Source organism: Alkalihalobacterium alkalinitrilicum (assembly GCF_002019605.1).
GTDB lineage: Bacteria > Bacillota > Bacilli > Bacillales > Bacillaceae_F > Alkalihalobacterium > Alkalihalobacterium alkalinitrilicum.
Genome location: NZ_KV917368.1, coordinates 1,931,126 through 1,946,192 on the forward strand (window position 1 = coordinate 1,931,126; position 15,067 = coordinate 1,946,192).

11 protein-coding genes and 1 rRNA gene are annotated in these 15,067 nt (G+C 37.3%); 2 read left to right on the forward strand and 10 right to left on the reverse strand.

The window, feature by feature from the left end:
• Positions 1-598: 598 nt before the first annotated feature.
• The 7 genes from BK574_RS08985 to BK574_RS09010 form a co-directional block, all read right to left on the reverse strand.
• A 16S ribosomal RNA gene (locus tag BK574_RS08985) occupies positions 599-2,150 on the reverse strand.
• Positions 2,151-2,999: 849 nt separating this feature from the next.
• The gene (locus BK574_RS08990; RefSeq protein ID WP_078428363.1) at positions 3,000-3,398 is read right to left on the reverse strand and encodes an acyl-CoA thioesterase; all 399 of its coding nucleotides are present in this window, start codon (positions 3,396-3,398) and stop codon (positions 3,000-3,002) included.
• 15 nt (positions 3,399-3,413) lie between these two features.
• The gene (locus tag BK574_RS08995; RefSeq protein ID WP_078428364.1) at positions 3,414-5,183 is read right to left on the reverse strand and encodes a thiamine pyrophosphate-binding protein; all 1,770 of its coding nucleotides are present in this window, start codon (positions 5,181-5,183) and stop codon (positions 3,414-3,416) included.
• Between the two features lie 134 nt (positions 5,184-5,317).
• Complete coding sequence (locus tag BK574_RS09000) at positions 5,318-6,844, reverse strand: class I adenylate-forming enzyme family protein (protein WP_078428365.1); 1,527 nt, start codon at positions 6,842-6,844, stop codon at positions 5,318-5,320.
• Between the two features lie 604 nt (positions 6,845-7,448).
• On the reverse strand, positions 7,449-7,841 hold the full coding sequence (locus tag BK574_RS09005; protein ID WP_078428366.1) for an AMP-binding enzyme: 393 nt from the start codon (positions 7,839-7,841) through the stop codon (positions 7,449-7,451).
• A 253-nt stretch (positions 7,842-8,094) separates the two neighbouring features.
• Positions 8,095-8,217, reverse strand: a complete 123-nt coding sequence (locus BK574_RS28785) for a hypothetical protein (protein WP_274379417.1) — start codon at positions 8,215-8,217, stop codon at positions 8,095-8,097.
• 390 nt (positions 8,218-8,607) lie between these two features.
• Positions 8,608-9,210: an alpha/beta hydrolase gene (locus tag BK574_RS09010; protein WP_078428367.1), complete on the reverse strand. Its 603-nt coding sequence runs from the start codon at positions 9,208-9,210 to the stop codon at positions 8,608-8,610.
• 610 nt (positions 9,211-9,820) lie between these two features.
• Between BK574_RS09010 and cyoE the strand changes: the two genes are divergently transcribed.
• Positions 9,821-10,738: a heme o synthase gene (gene cyoE / locus BK574_RS09015; RefSeq protein WP_078428368.1), complete on the forward strand. Its 918-nt coding sequence runs from the start codon at positions 9,821-9,823 to the stop codon at positions 10,736-10,738.
• Between the two features lie 275 nt (positions 10,739-11,013).
• Here the strand turns inward: cyoE and BK574_RS09020 are convergent, their stop codons facing one another.
• Both BK574_RS09020 and BK574_RS28095 read right to left on the reverse strand, forming a co-directional pair.
• On the reverse strand, positions 11,014-12,117 hold the full coding sequence (locus tag BK574_RS09020) for a GerAB/ArcD/ProY family transporter (protein ID WP_078428369.1): 1,104 nt from the start codon (positions 12,115-12,117) through the stop codon (positions 11,014-11,016).
• A 188-nt stretch (positions 12,118-12,305) separates the two neighbouring features.
• A complete protein-coding gene (locus BK574_RS28095) occupies positions 12,306-12,485 on the reverse strand; it encodes a hypothetical protein (protein WP_218970562.1) in 180 nt (59 codons plus the stop codon).
• Positions 12,486-12,703: 218 nt separating this feature from the next.
• On the opposite strand from BK574_RS28095, the gene BK574_RS09025 reads away from it, so the two are divergent.
• On the forward strand, positions 12,704-12,910 hold the full coding sequence (locus BK574_RS09025; protein WP_238457565.1) for a heavy-metal-associated domain-containing protein: 207 nt from the start codon (positions 12,704-12,706) through the stop codon (positions 12,908-12,910).
• A 430-nt stretch (positions 12,911-13,340) separates the two neighbouring features.
• Here BK574_RS09025 and cysI read toward each other — a convergent pair whose 3' ends face one another.
• Entirely contained in the window at positions 13,341-15,065 is a 1,725-nt protein-coding gene (gene cysI, locus BK574_RS09030) for an assimilatory sulfite reductase (NADPH) hemoprotein subunit (protein ID WP_078428370.1), read from the reverse strand.
• Positions 15,066-15,067 lie beyond the last annotated feature (2 nt).

Below are 15,067 nucleotides of genomic sequence, written 5' to 3' on the forward strand. Positions count from 1 at the left end.
GTTGACTGCGCTCTCTGCGTTGCTCATGTACACTTTAAACGTACATTCTGCTACTTGAGAACTTGCCACCTCGTACTCCTTGCTTCTAATTTGTCTCTTAAATCTATAAAGGTTGTTGAATTCTTGACGACTCAAGTTACTCTTGGTTACACAATGTGCAACCCAGTGAAATCTTGATGTCATTTCTAGTCATTATCCAGTTTTCAAAGAACCACTGACGAATGATAAGCGGCGGATTACTTCGTTGGCTGCGCTCTCTGCGTTGCTCATGTACACTTTAAACGTACATTCCGCTACTCGTGAGCTTGCCGCCTCGTACTCCTTGCTTCTAATTCGTCACTTAATTTAGAAATATATCAATTGAAAGAAGTAAATTCTTTCAAAACTGAACAAGGCAACTGACTTCAATTACAACTTGAACAGTCATCTAAGTTATACTTCTTGCAGCCTTGCATCGAGGAAGCTTACTTCGAAGCGTTGCTCGTAGACACAGATGCAAAAAGTAAATCAGAGAGTTTTGAGTTCTCTCAAAACTGAACAAAAAAGACCAAAGCGTACATACTCGAAGTATGCATCGACTAGAGTAAATACTCCATAGAAAGGAGGTGATCCAGCCGCACCTTCCGATACGGCTACCTTGTTACGACTTCACCCCAATCATCTGTCCCACCTTAGGCGGCTGGCTCCAAAAGGTTACCCCACCGACTTCGGGTGTTACAAACTCTCGTGGTGTGACGGGCGGTGTGTACAAGGCCCGGGAACGTATTCACCGCGGCATGCTGATCCGCGATTACTAGCGATTCCGGCTTCATGTAGGCGAGTTGCAGCCTACAATCCGAACTGAGAATGGTTTTATGGGATTGGCTCGACCTCGCGGTTTCGCTGCCCTTTGTACCATCCATTGTAGCACGTGTGTAGCCCAGGTCATAAGGGGCATGATGATTTGACGTCATCCCCACCTTCCTCCGGTTTGTCACCGGCAGTCACCTTAGAGTGCCCAACTAAATGCTGGCAACTAAGATCAAGGGTTGCGCTCGTTGCGGGACTTAACCCAACATCTCACGACACGAGCTGACGACAACCATGCACCACCTGTCACCTTGTCCCCCGAAGGGGAACGCTCTGTCTCCAGAGGTGTCAAGGGATGTCAAGACCTGGTAAGGTTCTTCGCGTTGCTTCGAATTAAACCACATGCTCCACCGCTTGTGCGGGCCCCCGTCAATTCCTTTGAGTTTCAGCCTTGCGGCCGTACTCCCCAGGCGGAGTGCTTAATGTGTTAACTTCGGCACTAAGGGCATCGAAACCCCTAACACCTAGCACTCATCGTTTACGGCGTGGACTACCAGGGTATCTAATCCTGTTTGCTCCCCACGCTTTCGCGCCTCAGCGTCAGTTACAGACCAGAGAGTCGCCTTCGCCACTGGTGTTCCTCCACATCTCTACGCATTTCACCGCTACACGTGGAATTCCACTCTCCTCTTCTGTACTCAAGTCTTCCAGTTTCCAATGACCCTCCACGGTTGAGCCGTGGGCTTTCACATCAGACTTAAAAGACCGCCTGCGCGCGCTTTACGCCCAATAATTCCGGACAACGCTTGCCACCTACGTATTACCGCGGCTGCTGGCACGTAGTTAGCCGTGGCTTTCTGGTTAGGTACCGTCAAGGTACCGCCCTATTCGAACGGTACTTGTTCTTCCCTAACAACAGAGCTTTACGACCCGAAGGCCTTCATCACTCACGCGGCGTTGCTCCGTCAGACTTTCGTCCATTGCGGAAGATTCCCTACTGCTGCCTCCCGTAGGAGTCTGGGCCGTGTCTCAGTCCCAGTGTGGCCGATCACCCTCTCAGGTCGGCTACGCATCGTCGCCTTGGTGAGCCGTTACCTCACCAACTAGCTAATGCGCCGCGGGCCCATCCCGTAGTGTTAGAATTCCCAACTTTTACAATCACGCCATGTGGTGTGATTGATTATCCGGTATTAGCTCCGGTTTCCCGAAGTTGTCCCAGTCTACAGGGCAGGTTGCCCACGTGTTACTCACCCGTCCGCCGCTAACCTTTCAAAAGCAAGCTCTTGAAAGGTCCGCTCGACTTGCATGTATTAGGCACGCCGCCAGCGTTCGTCCTGAGCCAGGATCAAACTCTCCAATAAAGTGTTTGATTAAGCTCATTGTCACAAACATGACGTTTTTAAAACATTGACGAGATATCATGTATCTCTTTATTTCGCTTGGCTTTTTGTTCAGTTTTCAAAGAACTTTTTTGTTGTTGTTAGCGACAGGAATTATATCTTACCATGCCAACAACTTCATTTCAACATCTTTTTTTGTAAATTAATTAGTCACTGTTATCAAAATCTTCAAATCAAGGCGACAATTAATAATTTAACATATAATATTTTTTCTTACAACACTTTTTTTAAAGAAATAAAAAAGTGAAATCATATGTTGTTTCAGTCGCGGTAATCAGAAGCGACAAGAAATAATATATCAAAACAAATAATAATAAGCAATAGTTTTTTAACTTTTTTCTTTATATTTTATATCAGTAAAACTACCTGTATGTATGACAGGTAGCTTTTACCCTCATTATCCTTTTACTAATTCCTCCTATAGTTATAACTTTCGTTCATACTATTCGAAATGAATTATCCTTACCCAAAAATACAATACTGATTTTTCCCCTTCGATGTTAAAGTCATACAAAGCTGTATCCGCCCGTCTCCTTTATTACTCCCCCACTCCAGTTCTTCTTTTTAGTGCATTTTAACTAAAACTTTTGGCTCGCACCATCTTTTGTTTACATTTTTCATCAATCCTTCACTATTTTTCTGAACCATTGACAACACTCATTAAGCCTCTTAGTCTTTTAAAACAAAAAAAAAACGATTCTTCTTATTAGAATCGTTTGGCCTAGAAATATAATACCCTTGTTTTAGAAGAGTAAGATCTCTACTCTTACCTTAGCCTAAAAAAACTTAACAAAATCAATCTATGGTTCGTTACTCTTGAAATCCTTCAAAACATCTAGCAATCTCATTCGTCACCTTTACACTTTTTCTCGTCACTGTATCAAACATCACGGATGTGACCGTAGCCTCTGAAACGTGTTCATCTCTTTGATTGAAGATGTTTTGTTTCATAACATAGCTTTTATTCCCTAATCGAATCGGGATTGTGATTACTTTAAGAGAGTCTCCCAACCTCACTTCTTTCAAATACAAAATATCGAGCCTGATTATAACTGTACCTATCGTCTGATTTTCATTAAATGTAAAACCAGCTTTTTCATACCAATCAGTACGACCTTTTTCTAAATAAGAGACATAAACACTATTATTCACATGACCTAATACATCTATATCACTTGGTTTTACTTCAATATTGGTTATTGTCTCCATGAAAGTTCACCTGCCTTAGTCCTCCAAAGATTTAGCTAGTTTTGACATTATCTTTTTGTAACTCTCCTCATTTGATGTCACCACATCAATGACTGTTGTTTTTCCTGATTCGAAAGCTTTTTCAATTGCTGGAGCCAAGTCTTCAGCTTTATCAATCTTTACACCATTACACCCAAAAGACCTAGCAATTTCACTAAAATTGTAATCAGGATAAGTCGAAGCGATTACACGATCTTCTTGAGCATTTTTCACCCAGCCTAGAGCTGAATTATTCAGTATTACAACGACGATAGGAAGGTCGTATTCAAGTGATGTCATCAAACCATTCATCGTCATTGGAAACCCACCATCACCGCAAATTGATAATACTTTCCGCGCAGGATAAACTAACTTTGTTGCTAGTGCAGCTGGAATTGAGTAACCCATACCTCCTGCAGATGCAGGTGAGATTAAACTTCCAGGGGCTTTTGTTTTTAAATAATGGATATTATAAACTCTATTTTCACCAGCATCTAACGTCACGATGGTATTCTCATCGATTACCGATTCAATTTCTTTTACAACTCTCTGTGGTAAGATTGGGGTTGCATTTGAGTACTGTTCTTCACATTCCATATACCCAATCTCTTTTTTTGAAATTTCAATTTTAGCAATTCTTTCTTGTACAACCTGTTGTTTTTCTAAGAAGTTACTTTTCACATAAGTGATCATTTGACTTAAAATATTTTTTGCATCACCGATTAATGGTTGGTCAACAGGAAATGTCCAACTCGCATTTTTAGGCTCAATATCGATTTGAATTATCGTTTGCCTACTTGGGTTAATCAGTTCAGGTGTAGCATTACAAGTATCAGTAGGAGCGAGTTTTGAACCAACTACTAAAAGAACATCAGCCTTAGATAAATGTTCATTTGCTACATCTTGTCCCCAGTTCCCCATTACACCAACAGCATTCGGATGCGTTTCGGCAATCGTACTTTTTCCTTGTGCTGTCGTCGTTACAGGAGCCCCTGTTAACTCTGCTAGTAATTGAAGTTCATAATACGCTTTGGCGTTATGGACTCCATTTCCAGCTATAATTATCGGTTTTTCAGCGTTCATGATTCTCTCACAGGCAATTGCAATATTTTTTTCTGTTTCGAAATGGTTCGGTTTTACTAGATACTTGCTTGTATGATAAATTTTGGGAGAACCTTCAGGTGTTACTTTCCCATTGATTGCATTACTATGGAAAATCAGTGCTGTCGGACCTTGATTTCCTGATAATGATTGTTTCGCAACGAGCTGTAGACTTTGGACAGCCTGTTCAGGTCCATAGGCAACTGTAACGTATTTCGTAATTCCATCCATTACTTTTTTTACGTCATATCCACCGTATTCTCCCGTCCCAACTTGATAAGATCCCTGGTGTGAATATGGATAGTTATCTGTCATATCAGTAAGAATGATCATCGGAGAACATCCTTGTAATGCTTCAAGAGCCCCCATTGCTCCATTTGTAATTGACCAGGCCCCCTGTGCAGTGAAAACCCCTGGTTTCCCTGTTAATCGTCCATAAATTTCTGCCATAATACTTGCGACTTGCTCATGTCGAATTAAAATTGGTTTTACCGACTTGCTATCATACAAGCCATCATATAACGTCCCCATATAACCACCAGGCATTCCAAAAACATAATCAATTTCCATTTCTTCAAGAACTTGTGTAATTGCCTGCATCGTACTATATTCTTTATCTAATGTTGTCATTGTTTTCTCTTCAAGCACCTTGTCCTTTTGTATCATGAGAACACCATCCTTTTTGTATTTTTTAGACGAACAGTTTAATAAATATAGTTACACTATGAGGTCCTTATGTAAAAAGCCACCTATGTCCGAGTGACTTTTTATAAAATTACAAAAAAATCTTTGAGAGAACCTCATCTAATCTGTTTGCGCAATTCTCTTTTTAAGATTTTTCCTGATGGATTTCGCGGGAGTGCCGACACAAATTCCACATCTTTAATACGCTGGAATTTTGCTAGCTTTTCATTACAGAATGAGAGTAAACTTTCAACTTCAATATTTTCTCCTTCTTTTAACACGACATATGCTTTTACTTGCTCCCCCCATTTTTCATGAGGAACCCCGATCACTGCAGCTTCTAACACTACTGGATGTGTGTAAATGACTTCTTCAATGTCTTTCGGGTATACATTCACACCACCACTAATGATCATGTCTTTTTTACGGTCAAGTAAAAAGTAGAAGCCTTCGTTATCCATTTTTCCCATATCACCAATGCGAAACCAACCTCCTGGTAGAAGGTTTTCTTCCATTGCTTCTGAACGTTTGTAGTAACCTTGGAATACGCCAGGACCACGAACAGCAAATTCTCCTTCTTCATCCACATCAACATCATGACCTTGTTCATCAACGAGACGTACATCAATGAAAGGATATTGTTGGCCTACACTCGCTGTTTTTCGAATAACATCTTCAGGAAGTAAACTTGTGCTAATTCCACTTTCTGTTGAACCAAAAAATTCGGTCAAATTACATTTGAACTTTTCAATAATTTCCGTTTTTGTCGTCGCAGATAGAGGTGCAGCTGCAGATACGAGCGTTTTCAAAGAGGAGAAATCGTATGTTTCAAAAGAAGGGGTGTTTAACATTAATCGATATTGTGTTGGTACGAAAAAAGCATGTGTGATTTGATGGTTCTGTATGGTTTTTAATGTCTCGTCTGAGCGAAAGTCTCTCGTAATCACTGCTTTACACCCGGCCATATTCGCCATAAACGTATAAAGATGTCCAACACTGTGGTACATCGGAACCGAAATAAGGATTGTATCATTCCTCGTCAATCCCCAGTCGAGTACACAAGCAAATGCACGATACATTAAATTACCATGTGTCAAAATAATCCCTTTCGGTAACGATGTCGTTCCTGATGAATACAACATCGCATTTATATCATCTGAAACCACTTCAACGAGCGGCGGTTGTGTAGACCCTAAGTTCATCAGTTGATCATATAATAGATAGGTCCGATTTTGATTAGAACCTACTAGAAAAGTTGAACGATGATCTATCATGGAAAGCATTGAGAGTACGTTTTCGTATGCTGGTAATTGCTGTTCTTCTACAAAAATAAATTTTGAATCAGAGGTATTAATTAATTGCGCCAAGTCTTTTCCTTCAACCATATAATTAATTGGAACTGCAACCGCTCCAATTGTAGAAAGCGCATACAAAATCTCCACCATTTCACTTCGATTTCTCATATATAAACTAACGTGATCACCTTTCGAGATTCCGCATTCTATTAACGAGTTTGCTAACGCATTCACCCGTTCGAACACTTCTTTAAACGTATAAGACTGATCGTAATAAACGATTGCAATATCATTCGGCTTATTTTTAGCATGAGTCGCTAAAGCAGTATGTAAACTACCAAAGTTCATATTACCCCTCCTCGTAAATTCCTTTTTCTTAATTAAGAATTCGATTTTGTTTGTAAAAAACCTTTTAATATATTTATTATTCTAAATATTCTATCTTAAAAACATATGAGTTTTTAAGTGTGAACACTTTATTTTAATATGAAAATATTCTACCTACAAACCATGCAAAGCCTTATTACTCTTTGTTAATGATTATAGGGCTGGTCATTCGTTTGCCAAGATACTATTTAGAATTCACTGTTTAGCTTTTTGCATTTCTTTCATCATATAAGCGCGTTTATGCCAACATCGGATGACTATAGAAACTTATGGTCATGAAATAGTATTACTTTTACGAAGCCGCTTAAACCATTTTAATAATTTGGTTGAACAAACAAATAGAACAAGGATGAACCTGTTCTAGTTAATTTTGTTTGAGATAATTTGATTAATTTTGCTAACATCCTGCTACCGATTTATCTTTAGTACTCTAAATCTAAATTCCAGTTATCTACGAAAGTAGCCTATATAAATATCTCTGTATGTGCTTTTTTGGTGATTCGCAATTGGATATTATGAAGGTCTTTAAAATTATCAAGGGGATTATTATTCTTTCAATGCTTTTTTAAAAACTTTCCTTGACCTTGTTTTCGGTAATTCCTCGATAAAAATAAATCTGTTCTGGAACTTTGTAATGCACTAGGTTTCTTTTACAAAAATAAATATACTCGTCTTCATTATAATTAGTATGTGAAACGACATATACAATTACTTTTTCTCCAAACACAGCATCTAGTTTGCCAATAACGGCACATTCAATTGTATCAGGGTGTGTATATAACAGCTCCTCAATTTCTCGAGGATATACATTATACCCACCTTTAATGATCATATCTTTTTTACGGTCTCCGATGTAAAGAGAGCCACCTTCATCCTTATATCCTAAATCACCCGGTAATGTCCAACCATCTATTATGGTATTATTTGTTTCTTCTTCCTTATTAAAATATCTTTTCATGACATTAGATCTCTAATGACTATTTCTCCGACTTCATTTTTCTTCAATTCCATAGTAGCCCCTTGAACGATAAGAGATAAAAGAGCTTGAACTTTTGCGAAAGCATGAAACAACGGAAGCCACACAATACTTTATCCACAAAGAAAATATAATTTATGCTTGCACAAGTTATAGCCATTCACTAAAATTAGCATGAGTAATCATAGCCCCTTTTGGTTGACTGACCCGTAGGCCAGATGTAGATAAAAGCTCATCATTTTACCTCAATTCCTAAATTTCCATAACTAATTGACCTACGACTATCTTTAACAGCTATTCGTTCAGGAAATTGCGTAATGGCTTTATCAAATAACTTTCCAATTGTGTTTTCTAACATAAGTAAACCTCTCAATCGTATAAATGTAATTAACATCAACACTCTATTAGTTAATTAGCACAAACTATAATTGAAGCGCTCTCAAATATAAATTTAGTTTGTAATCATTAATCAATCTCCTCTCTACTCACTCTATTCAAATAAGTAATTTAAAATAGCATTTATCTTTATGTTTATTTACATTGAAAAATAAATGAACCTTTTATTTATTTTTCTTTTGTAACTACTAATTTTTAAGTTAGATAATTATTCAATAATAGTTTCAACTATCGATAGGAATTACAAAGAGGCTAACTCAAACGGTCTTTCTCCTTGCATTTATATAAAACGCAATTTGAGTTCTTAGACACTTGTTTAGAGTTAACCTCTTCCACCATTATTCAATTTTGACTAAATGCTCTGATACCACCGTGCTGCCGCTTCTACTTCTTCTCGAGTTAATTGGTGTCCTCGATTGTCCCAATATAGCTCTACCTTTGCTTTGGCCTTTTCAAGTAAGGATTTTAATTCTTCTGATTCCGCTGGTGCACAGATCGGATCGTTTGTGCCTGCTGCAATAAATACAAGTTTTCCTGTTAAGTCAGGAAGGTCAATCCCTCTTCTCGGTACCATCGGATGATGAAGGATTGCCGCTTTTAATGCATTCTTGTAGTGGAATAACAAACTTGCTGCGATGTTTGCTCCGTTAGAGTACCCGATTGCAATTATATTTTCACGATCAAAATCGTATTTTTCTGCTGCTTCATCTAGAAACTCGTTTAATTCCTTAGTACGAAACACGAGATCCTCTTCATCAAAAATTCCTTCTGCTAAGCGTCGGAAAAATCGAGGCATTCCATTTTCTAGTACATTCCCACGTACACTCAAAATAGAAGCTTGCTCATCTATAATAGTTGCAAGAGGTAATAAGTCCTGTTCATTTCCTCCTGTTCCATGTAGCAATAATAACGTTGGTTTCAAACGATCTTTTCCTTGTTGAAAGATATGTTTCATATTTATAGCCCCTCTCTATTAGTTGTAACTAAAATCTCGAATTCAAGATACATTGCAATAATAATCTCTAACACATTTTTTACCTTATATATGCGAGAAACAGCCTACCAAATCATCTTCAGTTCCCTTTAATGTTACTATTGAGACCGAGAGTGTAACTTTTTTACACTGAAAAAAATATCTCGAATTAAAGACAATATTATCTCAACTTTTCTTTACTGTCAATCCATTACTATAGTTAGACTTCTTTTTATTGGTAATGATAAAATTTCTTTTTACATATATTTTTATAGTAGAAAATGAAATCAGCCTTACTAAACAATGCTATATTTTACAATTTATCAACACATTTAAAGTCAACAATCTTGACGGCATTCGTTCATCCGCTTTATTAAACCGTTTTTGCCGTTTCTTCTCATTTTTACGGGAATTCTGCTTTCCTTTCACGACGCTCCTTCTCTTGACAACGACGTCATGTAACATTAATATTCCCTATAGTATATAAATTCCTACTAGGTTCAAATGAAATGTATTTTTGAAGAAATACTCTTTTATTCTCATTTGGAGTATGATCACTTCAGATTATCTAGTATAGGGGAAGAGGGAAAAAATGCAAGGGGAAGAAAACCTAAACACTCCAAAACAAAGCCTTTCTGAAATTTTGGCTTTAACTGTAAAAACAGGAATTATAAAATCCAATCTCATAACGATGTTTGCAGGTTTGACACTGGCTTTATACACATATCAATATAGTCTACTTGATAAAGTTCCAGAAATCATATTTGCTTTAATTGGCTCGATTTTAATTATGGGAGCTGCAGGAGCCTTTAATAACTTATATGATCGTGATATCGATTCGATTATGGAGAGAACGAAAAACAGACCGACTGTAACAGGAGACATAAAGCCCAAAACTGTGTTATGGCTCGCTATTTTTATGTCAATTGCAGGAATTGTCACACTGGCACTAGCAACACCTCTAGCTGCATTCCTAGGATTTCTAGGACTGTTTTTTTATGTTGTTCCATATACAATGTGGAGTAAACGAAGAACCATATATAATACAGAGATTGGTAGTATTTCAGGAGCAATGCCACCTCTTATTGGATGGGCAGCCATTTATCCAGACATTACACATCCTGCTATTCTTGGACTTTTTGTTATAGCAGTAATATGGCAAATGCCTCATTTTTATGCAATCGCTATCCGTAAACACGCTGATTATAAAGCAGCGAATGTTCCGATGCTTCCTGTGGTTAAAGGGGTTAGAAGAACTTATATCCAAACGAATATTTATTTAGTCCTATTAATTGCCACAAGTTTTCTTTTAGGATCATTAAGCCTCGGACTGATGCTAGTTTCGCTTTTGTTAGGTATTCTATGGCTAGCGCTCAGTGTATATGGATACAAAAAAATGGACTCAGAAAAATGGGCAAAAGCATTATTCATCTTTTCGCTGTTTCATATGACGATCCTCTTTTCAACTGTCATTATCTATTCGCTTATTGGAATTATTTTCAAATTATAATAGCACAGCTGGTAACATCAGGAAAGTTAAACAAATAGCCCCGTTTCTTCGCTTTTGACGTAGAATTGGGGCTATTTAGCTTTCCCACTAATAACTGAATGTAATAAAATAGAAGAAAACTCTAAAGGTAACGAAACTACAAGTCAAGGCATTACCAAGATGGGTGGTGTTGATTTACATGTAATTGGATTGTCTGATCCATGCAGTAATGCAGCTTTTGCAGTTCCGCTACCATCGAAAAATCAAAAATGTTTTCTTAGTGTTCAAAGTTCCTATTAATTTTGTAAGTTCCTATACCATTTAGTAAGGTAGCCAATTGCGATACCGATTAGAGAAACTATTATCGCAAGGATTCCAGCTACTTCAGAAAGTGTACCAAGCTCAGCTATATTTTGAGGGACGAAAGCGACGATAAAACAGAGAAAAATAACTATTGCAGATAAAAAGATGATGTTTGAATTATTAAAGAATTGTTCTTGAATAATCCATATACATAAAAATTGATGTGAAATAACTGTTGTAAATAGTGCCATAACCCAAATCGTTAACATCAAGGAATCTAATCTTTCAAAAAAACCACCTGGGATTTCAATTTCTTTAGCTAATTCCATTGTAGGAAATGTTATTACATCAATTAAATCAAAACTTAAAACAGTATAAGCACTTATCGTTATCATAAAAAAAAATATAGAAGTAAAAATTGGAGCTATAGCTAAAGGTAACACTTTAAGGTTATCTTTTTTCATAAAGGACATAAATACAAAGAATAATGGGACCCCCCCATAAAATGGGAATGCACTAGGTAAGAGCCCATTAAAGATAGGTGAGATTCCTTCAGGTAATATGGGCATAATACTATAAAGATCCATGTTTCCTATATTTAAAAAAACTACCAGTACTAATACAGTTGCTATTATGGGCAAATATAATAAATGTAAGTGGATTATCCCTTCTACACCCTTTGTAACGGCATAGGTAGTCGTTAAAAGCATTACAGCAACTGTCAGCTCCGTAGGTGTATGCGGCAATAAATACATTTTAACTGAAAGGGCCAAAATCCGTAAAACAACTGCTAAAGCTAAAATAAAGTAACAAACTAAAATAATACTAAATATTTTCACTACCCATTTACTTATTCTTCCTTCTTTTAAATACTCTGTTAGAGTTTTTCCTTCAAAATGCCTTTGTAATGGAATATAGAGACTAACTAGAAGAAACAAAAATAAGCCATTCAAAGCTATTGAAAAAATACCGTCTGGTGTTCCAACTTCAATTGCTAAAGTCCTTGGCATAGTAAGAATAGCACTTCCAAAAACATAGGAAATATAAGATACATTTATTTCAATTGAATTCACTTGATATTTTTTATCTGTAAACATTTATATTCCACCACTGATATTTTTGGTTATTATATGTTTCCCACATTCAAAATATCCAAATACCACATAGGCACTGAGGAAAACAGCAAATTATTGTTAAAGTTCCACTTCATTTCCTTATGTTGTTATATTATTCTGCCTACTTATAAGACTCTTCTATTTTCTTCAATAATAGTTTCGGCTATATTTCATTCACCAAACCTGTAAGATTTAATAGCATTTTTATCATTCTTAACGCTTTCAATTGGATAGTTGAAAAAAACGACACCGATTTGTTCTTCTTTTATAAATCCACAATACGTATGAAACCTCATCGTTGTACCTCCATGATGAAAGAATGGAAATTTAGACCATTTCTTTTGGTTCAATGAACCACCCTACCCCACCTGAGAATTTTTTATGACCAAAACGATTTATCCGTTCACCCAAGCTTGCGACCTGTTCCAAAGGTCTCCCTTACACAATATTCTTTTTCACTTTTCCCATTTCGTGCTTTCATACTAGCTCTTACGGTAAATCCACTAATTAATTGAATAGAGATGAACATTTCGTTTAAAAATATAATAAAAATGGAAGGTGATACTAGGTGAAGGACGTTTCTCTACAAGTGGAAAAAATGAGTTGTGGAAATTGTTTATCAACAATTGAAAAAGCTTTAAAAAGCATTGATGGGGTTCACCAAGCTACAGGAAGTCTTGAAAATAAAACCATCAATGTTCAATACGACGAAACAAAAGCAAAAGTTTCTGATCTAACCCATGCCATAGAAAATGCTGGTTATATCGTAATCTAATTACTTCCCTTTCACTAAGACAAAGCAGTATTATGAACTTTTGTACTTTTGGTACTGTTAGAAAAAAACTACTCGATTGTTTTTAAGTAAAAAAAAGAATTTTTATTTAGCAAATAATCGCATTGGCCTTCGTTTCCCGATGCGATTTTAAATGATCGAACAATTGCATTTTGTAGTTTTTCTGCTAAGAAACTGCTTGCCACAAGTCACTCTAGGCATTTACCATAATTTGTATTTATTAAGTATACGAATATGAAATGGAAAAATTTCACTCACGTTTAAACTCCTTTCCACTCAACCTCTACTTCAATGCATCGCTCCCCAAAAAAGAGACAAAAATCTCAGTGATTTTCATCTCTTTTCGCATAAATAATAAATTTATTCTCTTTATTTAAAGTTGTAACATTAACCTAATATTATTAGGGTTTAATTACGCATGAAAGTTTGTGCCGTCTGTTGTTTCTTTAATGACGCCTGCACGAATGACAAAGTCACCGAAGTGCTCGCCTTCCTCGCGTTCTTTTGCATAACGAGGAAGTAATACACCAAGTTCCTTTAATATTTCTTGTTCGCCGATATTTTCACGGTACATTTTACTCAACCTACTACCGTCAAAAGCCGCCCCAAGATACATATTATATTTGCCTGGAGCTTTACCAATGAAGCCAATTTCACCAAGTGCATGTCGTGCACAACCATTCGGACATCCCGTCATCCGGATTGTAATTTCTTCATTTCGCAATCCATTTTCCTCAACAATTGCTTCAATTTTATCAATAAGTACAGGCAAATAGCGTTCAGCTTCAGCCATGGCTAAACCGCACGTTGGTAAACTAACACATGCTAATGAACTACGACGAAGTGCAGAATAGTGTTTACCATCAGTTAAACCGTATTGTTCAATGAGTTCAGTCACTTTTTTCTTTTTCTGACTCGTAACATTGGCAATGACGAGGTTTTGATTGGCTGTTAGACGAAAATCTCCTGAGTGAATTTTAGCAATTTCACGTAAGCCCGTCATTAATTTGTACTCTTCTAAATCTGTAATACGGCCACCTTCAACAAATAATGTAAAGTGCCATCTTCCTTTTACACCTTTCACCCAACCATAACGGTCCCCATTATGGTCGAAATGATAAGGCTTCTCTTCTTCTAAGCTCCAACCGAGACGATTCTCAAGTTCATCCTTAACCGTTCCTAGTCCTAGTCGATCAACCGTGTATTTAAACCTGGCATTTTTACGTTCCGAACGGTTCCCATAGTCACGTTGAATCGTAATGATTTTTTCAGCAACATCATATATTTGCTCTGGTTTACAGAAACCGATCACTTTAGCGAGCTGCGGATACGTTTCTTTATCTCCATGACTCATCCCCATTCCACCGCCGATCGCTACGTTAAAACCGATGAGCTTACCATCTTCAACAATTGCAATGTAGCCAAGATCTTGTGAGAAAACATCAATATCATTCGATGGTGGAACAGCGATACCAATCTTAAACTTTCGTGGTAAATAAAGCGGTCCGTACATCGGTTCAATCTCTTCATCCACATCTGGAGTACTTGCTATTTTTTCTTCATCTAACCAAAGTTCATGATACGCTCGTGTACGTGGTAGTAAATCATCGCTAAGCTGCTTCGACCATTTAAATACTTCTGCATGAATCTCAGATTGATCTGGGTTCGGGTTGCACATAACGTTTCGATTTACATCCCCACAGGCCGCAATGGTATCTAGAAGGGACGCATGAATGTCTTGAATTGTTTTTTTCATATTCCATTTTAAAATTCCGTGCATTTGAAACGCCTGACGTGTTGTCAATTTTAGTGTCCCGTTCCCGTACTTTTGTGCAAGTTCATCCATCACAAGCCATTGTTCTGGTGTAGAAACACCTCCTGGAGTACGTACACGTAACATAAACTGATAGGCAGGCTCAAGCTTTTGCTTCTGACGCTCATTCCGTAGATCACGATCGTCTTGTAAGTAACTGCCGTGGAATTTCATCAGGCGGTTATCATCATCAGAAATTCCCGAAGTGATTCGATCCAACATTGTTTCTCTCAGCGTGCCGCGCAAATAATCACTTTCTTCTTTAATACGCTCGACATCACTAGGCGGGCCTTCTGGTGCTTTTAATAAGGTCTTGTTCACCATGT